Here is a 13,051-nt window from a genome sequence, read left to right as displayed (position 1 = left end):
GCAATGGGAGGCAGCCTTGGCCAAGATGATCCACTCCATGATCCGCGTTCTCGACGAGGCGCGCTCGGTCGAGTTCTACGGCAAGGTCTTCGGCCTCAAGGTCGCCGATCGTATCGATTTCGACACCTTCACCCTGATTTACATGAGCAATGACGAGACCGGCTTCGAGCTGGAGCTGACGGTCAATAAGGGGCGCATCGAGCCTTATGACCTCGGCAACGGCTACGGGCATCTTGCCCTCTCGGTTCAGGAAGTGGAGATGGAGCACAAGCGTCTGACGGAGGCGGGATTGAACCCCGGCAAGATCGTCGAGCTCAATCGCGACGGCAAGTTGCTGGCGCTGTTCTTTTTCATCACAGATCCCGACGGCTACAAGATCGAAGTCCTGCAGCGTCACGGCCGTTATCTCTAAGAGCTTCACATGATTGAAAAGACCGAATTGAACCGTGGCTGGACGCTCTCCTGCAACGTTGCCGGTCGACGCGACCTGCCGGCCGAAATTCCTGCACAGGTGCCGGGTTGCGTACATCTCGACCTTCTGGCCAACCGTCTGATCCCGGACCCCTATCTCGACGTCAACGAGATCACCAACGACTGGATCGGCAAGGAAGACTGGACCTATCGCTGCAGCTTCGATGCAGCGCCGGATGCCGGAAAAGTCCAGGGACTGGTGTTTGAAGGCCTCGATACGGTCGCGACGATCGTGCTGAACGGCGAAGAGTTAGGCCGCACCTTCAACATGCACCGCACCTATCGCTTCGACGTGTCGGAGCGGCTGAAGCAGGGCGCGAATGAACTCGTTGTGACCTTCCGCTCCCCTTATGCCTACGGCGCCGAGATGGAGGCGCATTACGGTTACCGGCCGAATAACTATCCCGGCCCTGGCAACCTGATGCGCAAGATGGCCTGCAACTTCGGCTGGGACTGGGGTCCGACGCTGGTGACCTCGGGGATCTGGAACCCGGTGCGGCTGGAAAGCTGGGAGCGGGCGCGGCTTGCGGAGACGCGGGTTTCGGCGACGCTTGCAGGCGGCGAGGGGCTCGTGACGGTTCGCGCTCGTATCGAGCGCCGCGACGGCGCTGGCGCGAAGATCGTCGCGAGCATTGCCGGCGTCAGCCACGTCGCCGAGTTGGCGGAAGGAGCCGATGCGGTCGAGTTCCAGCTGACTGTTCCAGCGCCGCAGATCTGGTGGCCGCATCACCTTGGCGCACAGCCACTCTACCCGCTGCAGGTCGAATTGCGGAATAACGTAAGCGACGACTTACTCGACAGCTACTCTAAGCAGATCGGCTTCCGCTCCGTCAGACTCGACACAGCACCCGATGAACACGGCTCCGCCTTTACCTTCGTCATCAACGACGTGCCGCTTTTCCTCTGCGGCGCCAACTGGATTCCGGACGACTGCTTTCCGCCACGGGTAACCGCCGAGCGTTATGCTTCCCAGATCGAGGAGGCGAAGGCTGCAAACATCAATCTGCTGCGCGTCTGGGGCGGCGGCATCTTCGAGCGAGACGAGTTCTACGAGACCTGCGACCGCGCGGGGATGCTCGTTTGGCAGGACTTCCTGTTTGCCTGCGCCTCCTATCCGGAAGAAGAACCGTTGCACAGCGAGATCGAGGCGGAGGTGCGCGACAATGTGGTGCGCCTGATGCCACATCCGTCGCTGATTGTCTGGAACGGCAACAACGAGAACATCTGGGGCTTCGACGAATGGGGCTGGCGCCCGATCATCAAGGAGGGCGTAAGCTGGGGGCTCGGCTACTATCTCGATGTTCTGCCAAAGCTCTGCGCCGAGCTGGACCCAGATCGGCCGTATTATCCGGGCAGCCCCTACTCCGGGACAATGGAGATCGAGCCGAACGCGGACGAGCACGGCTGCAAGCATATCTGGGATGTCTGGAACGATGTCGGCTACGAGGTCTATCGCAACTACATCCCTCGCTTCTGCTCGGAATTCGGCTGGCAGGCGCCTCCGAACTGGGCGACGATCGAGGAAAGCGTCCATGACACGCCGCTGACACCTGTTTCGAACGGCGTATTCCATCATCAGAAGGCGACACAGGGCAACGACAAGCTGATCCGCGGTCTCGCCGGGCATCTGCCGGTGCCACGGACGATGGACGACTGGCATTTCGCGACGCAGCTCAACCAGGCACGCGCCATCCGCTTCGCGATCGAGCACATGCGCTCGCACCGCGCCATCTGCAAGGGCGCCGTCGTCTGGCAGTTCAACGACTGCTGGCCAGTGACCTCATGGGCGGCGCTCGACTCGGCAGGACGGCGCAAACCGCTCTGGTATGCGATGCAACAGGCATTCGATCCCAGACTGCTGACCATCCAGCCACGCAATGGCGGGCTGGCAGCCGTCGCCGTCAACGAGCGCACGCTGTTCTGGCGGGCGAAGATATCGGGCAAGCGCCTGCGGCTTGATGGTACGGTGCTCGCCGAATTCGAGTTCTGGCGGCTGCTCTGCGACCGCTTCGAAGCGAAGGAGTTTCCGCTGCCGGCGGATATCGCAACGCCGGACAATGCCGGTGACGAGCTGATCGTCGTGCAGATGCTCGACCGGCGCGCATTCCATTATTTTGTCGAGGACATCGATTTGAAGCTCCCGGCACCGCGGGCGTCAATCGAGCTAACTGCCACGACGGATGGATATGCGGTGAAGGTGACAGCGGAGACCCTGCTGAAGGACCTTTGCCTGATGGCCGACCGGCTCGATCCTGATGGCGTCGTCGATTCGATGCTGGTAACGCTGCTGCCGGGGGAAAGTCACATATTCGCGCTACGGACTGCAAAAGCGATGTCGGTAAGCGACATCAGCATTGGCACCGTGTTGCGCTCCGCCAACGATCTCGTCGCCACACACTGAAAAGGCCCCGTCTGCGACGGGGCCAATCCAGGTCGTTTTACCACGCCGCGCGCCAAGTGGGCAGAGTGCGGCGCAGCGCATCTACGCGCGATCAAGGGACCGCGCGTGTGCGGACGACGTTACATCCAGTAGGGAGGCACGCCGTAGTAGTCGTAAACTCGGCGGCCATTATCGTTGTACCAGGTGTCGTCATCGTCCGCATAGCTCGGCGCGCCCTCGATCTGATCCTTCGTCAGATCGATGCGATAGCCGTCCAGCTGGGTATCGTAGGTCAACTTTTCCCACGGCAGCGGATAGTGATCGTGGCCGATGCCCAAGAAGCCGCCGAACTCGAGTACGGCATAGGCAACGCGGCCATCCTGCTTGCCGAGGATCAATCGTTCAATAGAGCCAATATGCTTGCCATCGGCTCCATAGACGCGGGTGCCTTCCACGCGGTCGCTGGCAATCAGTGTCGGTGTGTCCTTCACATTTGGGTCACGGCGGGTTTTGTCAGCGTCCTGATGCAGCATGGTGCACCTCCTTTTGTTTCCTCGTGGTTGGCCCACGGAGAAAAAACGCTGCCCCGCACTCGATGTTCCCAATTTACTCACAGCAACCGCCAATACATGATTATTGACGTTTACGTTAAGGTTAGTGTAGCTCTATTCTCAGCTTGAACCATTCAGGCGATGACATAAGCTGCCGCGTTGGAAGATGGAGGATCGTCCAATCGGCTTGCCGGTGGGACCGGCCGGCAGCGACAGGGAGAGAGACCATATGAATAGCATTTCCGTCCATCCAGGCGGTGCGAAGCCCGAAAAGCCCTGGCTTGCGACCTATCCCAACAGCGTGCCGGCAGAGCTTCCACCGCCGGAATACGAATCGCTTGCGGAACTGCTCGAGAAATCCTGCGCGCGCTATGCCAATCGCATCGCCTTTTCCAGCATGGGCAAGACGCTGACCTATGGCGAGCTTGAGAGCCAGACCCGCAAGATTGCAGCGTGGCTGCAGAGCATCGGCCTCGAGAAGGGTGACCGCGTTGCCGTCATGATGCCGAACGTTCTGCAGAATCCGGTCGCCGTTTACGGGATCCTGCGGGCCGGCTTCGTGGTCGTGAATGTCAATCCGCTCTACACACCCCGCGAACTGGAACATCAGCTGCGCGACTCGGGCGCCAAGGCCATCTTCGTGCTCGAAAACTTCGCGCGAACGGTCGAGCAGGTACTGGTCAAAACCGATGTGCGCCATGTCGTCGTCACGTCGCTCGGCGAGATGCTGGGCGCCAAGGGGCTGATCGTCAATCTGCTCGTGCGCAGGGTCAAGAAGCTCGTTCCTTCATGGTCTATTCCGCAGCACAAGACCTTCAAGCAGGTGCTCGCGGAAGGTGCCGGCCAACCTTTCAAACTTGTAAGCCTGACGGGGGGCGACATCGCCTTTCTGCAATATACCGGTGGCACGACCGGCATTGCCAAGGGCGCGGTGCTGACGCACCGGAACCTGCTCTCCAACAAGCTGCAGCTCGAACTGTGGCTGCGATCGGCTTTCGACAAGAAGCCGCGCCCAGAGGTTCTGAACTTCCTGTGTGCCCTGCCGCTCTATCATATCTTCGCACTGACGGTGAATTCGCTGATGGGCATGTCGCTCGGCGCCCACAATATCCTCGTCGCCAACCCGCGCGATATTCCGGCGCTGGTCAAGGAATTCGGCAGGGTGAAGGTCCACATCTTCCCCGGCCTCAACACACTCTTCAACGCGCTGATGAACAACGCCGATTTCGCCAAGCTCGACTTTTCCTCCATCGTGATGTCGCTCGGTGGCGGCATGGCGGTGCAGCGACCGGTCGCCGAGCGCTGGATGAAGATCACCGGCTCCCATATCACCGAAGGCTATGGTCTCTCCGAGACATCGCCGGTCGCCACCGCCAACCGCTTCGATTCGGCAGAGTTCACCGGTTCCATCGGGCTACCGATTCCATCCACCGATCTCGACATTCGCGACGAGGACGGCAATTCGCTGCCGCTTGGTGAGATCGGCGAGATTTGTATCCGCGGCCCGCAGGTGATGGCTGGTTACTGGAACAAACCGGAGGAGACCGCCCGCGTGATGACGCCGGACGGCTATTTCCGCAGCGGCGACATGGGCTTCATGGATGCGCGCGGCTACACCAAGATCGTCGACCGGAAGAAGGATATGATCCTTGTCTCCGGCTTCAACGTCTATCCGAACGAGATCGAGGAAGTGGCGGCGATGCATCCCGGCATCCTCGAGGCGGCGGCTGTCGGCATCCCCGACGGGCATTCCGGCGAAGCCGTGAAGCTCTTCGTGGTTCGCAAGGACCCGGCGTTGACGGAGGCAGACGTCAAGGCGCATTGCGCGGCAAACCTCACCAACTACAAGCGGCCGCGCTTCGTGGAATTCCGCACCGAACTGCCGAAAACGCCAGTCGGAAAAATCCTGCGCAAGGATCTGCGCGGCTAAGTTTGACGGTCGCGTGAAATTATGAGCCATCCGTTTGTTCAGATGGCTTTTTTGCGTTCCGAGAGGTCGCCGAACTTGATTTGCGCCCTACAAAGCGAATAGTTTCCGCGACCCTCTCGCCCTGCAAAGGAGCCTCCCATGAATGCCATCGTCGAACAATTGAAGAGCACTGCAGCCGCCACCAAGGCAACCGATCTGCGCGCCGCCTTTGCCGCCGACCCGCAGCGTTTCTCGCGCTTCAGCGTGTCGCTCGACGACCTCCTGATGGATTATTCCAAGACGGCCGTGAACGACGAGATCCTGGCTCTCCTGGTCAAGCTCGCGGAGACGGGCGGCGTTGAAATCAAGCGTGACGAAATGTTCGCCGGCAAGGCGATCAACTTCACCGAAAACCGAGCCGTTCTGCACACGGCGCTACGCAACCGCTCCAATACGCCGGTGCTTGTCGACGGCAAGGATGTCATGCCTGATGTCAACGCCGTGCTTGCCGCCATGGGCAAATTCGCCGATGGCATCCGCTCCGGCAGTCTTAAGGGCGCGACCGGCAAGGCCATCACCGACGTCATCAACATCGGCATCGGCGGCTCTGACCTCGGCCCCGTGATGGCAACGCTGGCGCTGGCGCCCTTCCATGATGGACCGCGCGCGCATTTCGTTTCCAACATCGACGGCGCCCATATCGCCGACACGTTGAAGCTCGTTCAGCCCGAGACGACACTGTTCATCGTCGCCTCCAAGACCTTCACGACCGTAGAGACGATGACGAACGCGCAAACGGCGCGCAAGTTCATCGCCGACGCGCTCGGCGAGGCCGCCGTCCAGCATCATTTCGCTGCCGTTTCGACCGCACTCGACAAGGTCGCGGCCTTCGGCATCGAGAGCGAACGCGTCTTCGGCTTCTGGGACTGGGTGGGTGGCCGCTACTCCCTCTGGTCGGCGATCGGCCTGCCGATCATGATCGCCATCGGCCCGGAAAATTTCATCAAGTTTCTCGAGGGCGCCCATGCCGTCGACAACCACTTCCGCACCGCACCGATCACCAAGAACTTGCCCATGCTGCTCGGCCTGATCGGCTTCTATCACCGCAATGTACTCGGCTATCCGACCCGTGCCGTCCTGCCCTACGACCAGCGCCTGTCGCGCTTCCCGGCCTATCTGCAGCAGCTCGACATGGAATCGAACGGCAAGGGTGTCACGATCGACGGAACGCCCGTCGAGGGTAATTCCGGTCCTGTTGTCTGGGGCGAGCCCGGCACCAATGGCCAGCACGCCTTCTACCAGCTGATCCACCAGGGCACGAGCGTCATCCCGGCCGAATTCATGATCGCGGCGAACGCCTTCGAGCCAAATCTGCGCCACCAGCACGAGCTTCTGATATCGAATGTGCTTGCGCAGTCCGAAGCGCTGATGAAGGGCCGTACCTTCGACGAGGCGAAGAAGCAGCTGACCGACAAGGGCATGGACGACAAGAAGGCCGACTTCATCGCACCGCATCGTGTCTTCACCGGCAACCGCCCGTCGATCACCTTCGTCTACGACAAGCTGACGCCCTACGCGCTCGGTCGCCTGATCGCGCTCTATGAGCACCGAGTCTTCGTCGAAGGCGTGCTGTTCCGCATCAACTCTTTCGACCAGTGGGGCGTCGAACTCGGCAAGGAACTGGCGACTGGTCTGCTGCCTGTCGTGGAAGGCAAGGAAAGCGCTGCCGGCCACGACTCCTCGACGCAGGGCCTCGTTGCCGCACTGGCAAAACTTGCCAAAACAGAGCATTGAGATCAGAAAGCTCCCGCGGCTGGCCGCGGGAGCTTTACACAGTCTGGAAACTGGCTTGAGGGCTTAAAAGCCCGTCCTCTAGTTCGACCTCTTCGGGAAGCCTCGACATATCAGTCGATTGTGAACCTGGGTCGATCCGACGATGGCAGCGGCGACATCCGCGGCTAGTTCGTCATCTCCGCGACAGCGGACGAAGCCTTCAAGCACCACGAAATCGCCAAGCATTGAAACAACGATCTGCGTGCTGTCGAACTCCGATGACGCTTCCAGTGCGCACTTGACCGCGGCTTTAGTCGCCGCCGAACAATGTCCGGCTTCGACGCTGCTGAGCGACCAGCCTTGACCATCAACGCGTAGAACCATTTCTTCTCCTCCAACGTTAAACGCTGAAGCTACAGGCCGTAATATTAGCAGTCTATTAAGTATGACATGCGCCGGCATTTGTCTTGTGGTAGCGCTTGGTCAATGTCGAAATTCGGCTTCACGATGCGTCTTAGGTACATCGCTATGGGGAGAGGTTGAATGGATGTGACGGACGACGAGCTTCTGAATTTCGAAACACATGGCGCAGCGCCCCTGCCAAGGCCGCAGCGAGAAGGCTTCGTCGAGAACGACGGCGCTCGCATCTGGTATGCGACCTACGGTTCCGGCCCAGCCGTGATCCTGCTGCATGGCGGGCTCGGCAATGCGGGGAACTGGGGCTATCAGGTGCCGGCACTGGTCGCCGCGGGCCGACAGGTCGTCGTTATCGACAGTCGCGGCCACGGCCGCAGCACGCGCGACATGCGCCCCTATCACTATGCCCAGATGGCAGGCGACGTTCTTGCGGTGATGGATTGCCTTGAGCTTACGAAGTCCGCCCTTGTCGGCTGGAGCGACGGGGCCTGTACGGCGCTGATCCTCGCCGACCAGCGGCCAGAGCGGGTACCCGGTGTGTTTTTCTTCGCCTGCAACATGGATCCCAGTGGCACGCTTGAATTCAAGCCGACACCGGTCATCGATCGCTGCTTCAGTCGTCATCGGAAGGATTATCAGGCGCTATCCGCCACGCCCGATGCCTTCGAGAGCTTCGTGGGCGATGTGTCGAAGATGATGGCAAGCGAGCCAAACTATACGGCTACCGATCTCGCTGGCATCAAGGTGCCGGTCGCGGTCGTGCTCGGAGACAATGACGAGTTCATCAAGCGCGAGCACGCCGATTATCTGGTCCGCAGCATTCCCGATGCCGAACTCATCCTGCTTCCGGAGGTCAGCCATTTCGCGCCGCTGCAGCGGCCAGAGCACTTCAACCGCGAAGTGCTCGCCTTTCTCGATCGGCTATAGCCTGTCTCAGAGGCCGATTTCTTTCGCCCAGGGCGGATTGGCGCCGGCGCGCGAGACGGTGACGGCAGCGGCCTTGGCACCAAGCGAAAGCGCGTTCTGCAGCGCCTTTTCGCTGAGCGAGGCGACCTTTTCCTTGGTCAGGAGATCGTCGATCTTCAGCGAGGCAAGCACGCCGGCATCGAAGGTGTCGCCAGCGCCGACGGTATCGACGACAGTGACGCGCTCGCTCGGCACGGTGACCTTGCGCTCGTTGGTGTAGCCCGATGCGCCCTCGGCACCCTTGGTGATGACCACGAGCTTGGCGCCCTGCTTCAGCCAGTAGGCCGCCAGGTCGTCATGGCTGCCTTCGAGGCCGAACCATTCCAGATCCTCGTCAGAGAATTTCAGGATGTCGGACTTGGACGCCATGCGCTTGATGCGCTCCATATGGGCGTCCTTGTTCTTGATGAAGCCCGGGCGGATGTTCGGATCGAGCGAAATCACCCGCTTGTCGCATTCGCGGTCGAGCAGCGCCTCATAGGTCTCGCCGCAGGGGCTCGGGATGAGACTGATCGCGCCGAAATGCAACGCCTCGCAATCGTCGCCGAGGACAGGCAGATCGTCGGTCGTGATCATGCGCCCGGCCGTGCCTTCGTCGTAGAAGGCATAGGTTGCCTGGCCGTTGACCAGCTTGACGAAGGCGACCGTCGACGGGCGTGGGGTGATGGCGCAGAGGCTGAAGTCGACATTGCTCGCCTGCAGCGTATCGCGCAGGATTTCGCCCATCATGTCGTCGGCGAGGCCGGTGAAGAAGGCTGTCGGAATGCCGAGGCGTCCGAGTGCGATCGCCGTGTTGAAGATCGCGCCCCCTGCGTATGGGGCAAAGCCCTTCTCGCCCAGAGTCGTCTCCCGCGGCAGCATGTCAATCAGCGCTTCGCCACAGCACAAAATCATTCCGGCCTCCCAAGCATTACGATCCATCGATGCTCAAATCGATTAGATAATTTCGTGGCAAAAGCAAAGCGCCGCGACGCAATTCTTCATTCAAAGTGATGAAATGCCGCCATTGCGTCCCGACCAGGCGAGCGGCGCATCGAGGAAGGCTTCGACTTCGCTCAAGGTTTTCTCGTCGAACAGCTTCTGCGCCTTGGCGACGGCCAGCACATCGCGCCAGGTGGCGATGTAGTGCAGCTTCACCTTGCCATCGGCAAAGCGCAGCGCGCCTTCATCGAAAATGCCGTAATAGAACAGGGCGATACCATGATCGACCACGCCGCCAGCAGCCCTGACGGCATCGATGAACTTGAACATGCTGCCGCCTGCCGTCGTCAGGTCCTCGATGACGAGGACGCGTGAGCCCTCCGGCATGTTGCCTTCAATCTGCGTGTTGCGGCCATGACCCTTCGGCTGCTTGCGGACATAGATCATCGGCAGGCTGAGGCGATCGGCGAGAAGGGCTGCAAATGGGATGCCCGCAGTCTCGCCACCGGCCACGCAATCGAACTGCTCGAAACCGGCTTCGCGCAGAACGACGCTGGCGGCGAAATCCATCACGGTCGAGCGCACGCGCGGAAAGGAGAGCAGCTTGCGGCAATCGATATAGACCGGGCTCGCCATGCCGGAGGCGAATTTGTAGGGCTGCGCTGCATTGAAGTGCACCGCCTTGATCTCCCAGAGCATCTTCGCCACGAGTTCCGCCATCACGGCGCGGTCGGTGAATGTCGTCTGGATCATCGCTCTCTCCTTTGGTCATATTTATGGGCCAATAGCAGCAAGCGCGGCAGTTTTCCAGAACGGCGAGCGATTCCACGCCGTCGATGAGGGCAAAAAACGCGACAGCGCTTGAAGACGTCGGCCGGGCATCCGTCCAGAGGTGCCTGAAGGCACCGCCTTCGTTGCGCTGAGCCAGCAATGCATCAATTCTTTCAGTTATTTGCGCTTGCGCGCCGGCGCGGCGGCGATATCGTCACGTCATGGAGCATATTGAGGTTTTTCAGCGGCTCGGCGTCGCCCTTGCTATTGGCCTGCTCGTCGGGGTCGAGCGGGGATGGCAGGAGCGCGACATTCGCGCTGGCGGCAGAGCGGCGGGCATCCGGACGTTCGGCCTTACCGGTTTTCTCGGCGGAATAGCCGGAACGCTTCAAGCGATGACCGGCCCATTTTTGCCTGCGACGATCGCCGTGCTTCTGGGGGCCATTTACATTGCCGGCAAGTGGCAGGAGACGAAGGAAAACGAAGACTACAGCATCACCTCGGTCGTGGCCGCCCTGGTGGTGTTCGGGCTCGGCTTTCTGGCAGCTGTCGGCGACATCGTTACCGCGGCAGCCGGCGGTGTCGCAACGACGGTCATTCTTGCGGCTCGCCATAGCCTGCATGGCTTCCTCAGAGGATTGACGTGGGTGGAGCTCCGCTCGGCGCTGGTGCTGCTTGCAATGACCGTCATCGCCTTGCCGCTGTTGCCTAACAGGGCGTTGGATCCCTGGGGCGCGCTCAACCCCTACTCGCTCTGGCTGCTGACGATCACCATCGCAGCCCTGTCCTTCGCCGGCTATGCCGCCATTCGATTGATGGGCCCGGGCCGTGGCGTTCTGCTGGCAGGTGCCGCGGGCGGGCTTGTCTCGTCCACCGCCTTGACGCTTTCCTTCGCCCGCTATTCGGCGCAGGCGCCGGAGGGCGCACGCCACCTTGCGGCAGGGGCAGGCATTGCCGGCGCCCTCTCCTTCGCCCGCGTTCTCGTCATCGCCAGCGCGCTTTCCTTCACCTTGCTGGCGCCCCTCGCCGCCGCGCTGGTCCCTGCAATCATCGGTTTCCTGGCAGCGGCGCTGTTTTCGGTCTGGCGTTCGGAGACCGCGACAAAGGCGCCGGAGATCGACCTCAAGAACCCCTTCGAGCTCACCACGGTCATTTCCTTTGCTCTGCTGCTCGGCCTGATCAGTCTCGTGTCGAAGATCGCGATCGAATATGTCGGCCCGTCCGCGCTCTTCGTCGTGGCGGCGATCTCCGGCCTCGTCGACGTCGATGCCATCACGCTATCCACCGCGCGCCTCGCCGGCTCGACGATCGACGTGATTAAGGCGGCTGACGTCATTCTGATCGCCGTCGCGGTCAACGCGGTGACAAAGGTGGTGCTTGCCTTCACCGCCGGCCGGCGGGAGTACGCGATGGCGCTCGGGCTGGCTTCGGTCGTGGCGGTCGCGCTCGGAGCCATCGGCTATTTCGCGGCGCGCAGCTTTTTGCCGGCCTGAACAATTGGACCGGCGTGACCAGTTCCACCAGTCGCCGTGACTACGACAACCGGCCGATATCGATCGGGAGCATTCGCTGGTAAAGCACAATCGCAGCCCGTCCCTCGGTATCATCCAGCGAGATCGCATAGCGGACGGCGGCTGCCAGCAGCTGCATGGTCAGCCTGGCAATGGCGACAAGTTCGCCCTTGCTCCGCCCTGGTTCCAGCGTGGCGAGAACCGAAAGCAACGCCTGGGCATGAAACTCCATGTCCTCGGCATCGATCTGTTGCAGTAGCCGATCGGCCTGGGTGGCGACCCAGATATCGCGCATCGCCGGCTCTTGCCGGAAGAAGTCGTAATACTGGTCGGCGATGTTGCAGAGTGCCTGCCGCAGCGTCGCCGCGTCCCTTACCGCCGCAAGCTCGGCTTCGACGCAGGCCCTGCCCTGCTCGTTGAAGCGTCCGGCCAGTGTGCGGATGATCGAGCTTTTGTCCGGGAAATACTGGTAGAGCGCCCCGAAGGATAGCTCTGCCTTTTCAACGATCTCGCTCATCTTCAGCGCATCGCTGCCATTCATTTCGATGAGCTCGAGCGCCACCGAAAGGATCTTCTCGAAGCGCTCCCGCCCGCGCTTCTGCTGCGGAATCCGGCGCGGTTGGCCGGTTGATTCCGGCTGTCTTCTGCGGCTCACGGAAACCTCTTCGCCCATTCCACTCTCCGTTTTTCCTTGACGACGAAAATAAGAGAGCTTATCTCATTTTACAAATGAGAGACTTTCTCTTGTTTTTGCCGGAGGAGTATTCTTATGCGGCATTCCATTCTCATCGACGCGCGGGACCCAGTAATTTTTCGACCGCCCCGCCAAGGATTTTCGGCCCCATCTGCGTGATGCTGCCGCCAATGGCCCGTGGAGGATATGAACATGACACTGGTTCTCTGGATCGTTCTGGCGGCTGCTGCGATCGGTAGCGGCCTCGTCGCCGGCATCTTCTTTGCCTTTTCGACCTTCATCATGACGTCGTTCGCCCGCATTCCCGCCGAACAGGGCATAGCGGCCATGAACTCCATCAACGTCACGATCGTGCGCTCGCCCTTCATGCTGCTTTTCGTGCCGACCGCGGTCCTCTGCCTTGTGATCGCTGCCTTCGCATTCTTCAACTGGCGCGAAGGCATCAGCGTCTGGATGCTGGCCGGAGCGGTGCTCTATATCTTTGCATCGTTCCTCTCGACGATCGTCTTCAACGTGCCGATGAACGACGCGCTGGCGAAAGTCGGTGGTGGCGGCGCCGAGGCGACCGCGCTCTGGGCGAGCTATCTCAAGGATTGGACGTGGTGGAACCATGTGAGGACAATCGCCTCGCTGCTCGCATCCATGGCCTTCGTCCGCGCCTTGATGCTCATCTAAGCGGGAGGGACT

Annotated in this window: 12 protein-coding genes; 7 read left to right on the top strand and 5 right to left on the bottom strand. The window is 60.9% G+C overall.

From position 1 onward, the window contains the following. Window positions 1–16 precede the first annotated feature (16 nt). Together IB248_RS03855 and IB248_RS03850 are read left to right on the top strand one after the other, a co-directional pair. A complete protein-coding gene (locus tag IB248_RS03855; RefSeq protein WP_025658774.1) occupies window positions 17–412 on the top strand; it encodes a VOC family protein in 396 nt (131 codons plus the stop codon). A gap of 9 nt (window positions 413–421) precedes the next feature. Further along, the gene (locus IB248_RS03850; RefSeq protein ID WP_192240350.1) at window positions 422–2,872 is read left to right on the top strand and encodes a glycoside hydrolase family 2 protein; all 2,451 of its coding nucleotides are present in this window, start codon (window positions 422–424) and stop codon (window positions 2,870–2,872) included. 119 nt (window positions 2,873–2,991) lie between these two features. On the opposite strand, the gene IB248_RS03845 is transcribed toward IB248_RS03850, so the two are convergent. Then, a complete protein-coding gene (locus IB248_RS03845; protein ID WP_018857676.1) occupies window positions 2,992–3,384 on the bottom strand; it encodes a PRC-barrel domain-containing protein in 393 nt (130 codons plus the stop codon). Between the two features lie 247 nt (window positions 3,385–3,631). Here IB248_RS03845 and IB248_RS03840 point away from each other — a divergent pair, with 247 nt between their 5' ends. Continuing rightward, window positions 3,632–5,332, top strand: a complete 1,701-nt coding sequence (locus IB248_RS03840) for a long-chain fatty acid--CoA ligase (RefSeq protein ID WP_192240349.1) — start codon at window positions 3,632–3,634, stop codon at window positions 5,330–5,332. Window positions 5,333–5,470: 138 nt separating this feature from the next. Next, window positions 5,471–7,105, top strand: a complete 1,635-nt coding sequence (gene pgi / locus IB248_RS03835) for a glucose-6-phosphate isomerase (protein ID WP_192240348.1) — start codon at window positions 5,471–5,473, stop codon at window positions 7,103–7,105. 78 nt (window positions 7,106–7,183) lie between these two features. Here the strand turns inward: pgi and IB248_RS03830 are convergent, their stop codons facing one another. Continuing rightward, window positions 7,184–7,468 (bottom strand): BON domain-containing protein, encoded by a 285-nt coding sequence (locus IB248_RS03830; protein WP_018857679.1) that lies wholly within the window; start codon window positions 7,466–7,468, stop codon window positions 7,184–7,186. Between the two features lie 159 nt (window positions 7,469–7,627). Here IB248_RS03830 and IB248_RS03825 point away from each other — a divergent pair, with 159 nt between their 5' ends. Further along, a complete protein-coding gene (locus IB248_RS03825) occupies window positions 7,628–8,428 on the top strand; it encodes an alpha/beta hydrolase (RefSeq protein WP_192240347.1) in 801 nt (266 codons plus the stop codon). 6 nt (window positions 8,429–8,434) lie between these two features. On the opposite strand, the gene IB248_RS03820 is transcribed toward IB248_RS03825, so the two are convergent. Beyond that, on the bottom strand, window positions 8,435–9,361 hold the full coding sequence (locus IB248_RS03820) for a carbohydrate kinase (RefSeq protein ID WP_192240346.1): 927 nt from the start codon (window positions 9,359–9,361) through the stop codon (window positions 8,435–8,437). A gap of 90 nt (window positions 9,362–9,451) precedes the next feature. Further along, a complete protein-coding gene (locus tag IB248_RS03815) occupies window positions 9,452–10,141 on the bottom strand; it encodes an orotate phosphoribosyltransferase (RefSeq protein WP_192240345.1) in 690 nt (229 codons plus the stop codon). A gap of 239 nt (window positions 10,142–10,380) precedes the next feature. Between IB248_RS03815 and IB248_RS03810 the strand changes: the two genes are divergently transcribed. Further along, a complete protein-coding gene (locus tag IB248_RS03810; protein ID WP_192240344.1) occupies window positions 10,381–11,652 on the top strand; it encodes an MgtC/SapB family protein in 1,272 nt (423 codons plus the stop codon). A 40-nt stretch (window positions 11,653–11,692) separates the two neighbouring features. On the opposite strand, the gene IB248_RS03805 is transcribed toward IB248_RS03810, so the two are convergent. Beyond that, complete coding sequence (locus tag IB248_RS03805; RefSeq protein WP_192240343.1) at window positions 11,693–12,343, bottom strand: TetR/AcrR family transcriptional regulator; 651 nt, start codon at window positions 12,341–12,343, stop codon at window positions 11,693–11,695. 213 nt (window positions 12,344–12,556) lie between these two features. Between IB248_RS03805 and IB248_RS03800 the strand changes: the two genes are divergently transcribed. Continuing rightward, a complete protein-coding gene (locus IB248_RS03800; protein WP_026371833.1) occupies window positions 12,557–13,039 on the top strand; it encodes an anthrone oxygenase family protein in 483 nt (160 codons plus the stop codon). Window positions 13,040–13,051 lie beyond the last annotated feature (12 nt).

It is taken from the genome of Rhizobium sp. RHZ01 (assembly GCF_014851595.1).
In the GTDB taxonomy this organism is placed as follows: domain Bacteria; phylum Pseudomonadota; class Alphaproteobacteria; order Rhizobiales; family Rhizobiaceae; genus Rhizobium; species Rhizobium altiplani.
The sequence above is the reverse complement of the archived record's forward strand: the minus strand, read 5'-3'. Positions and strand labels throughout refer to the sequence as shown.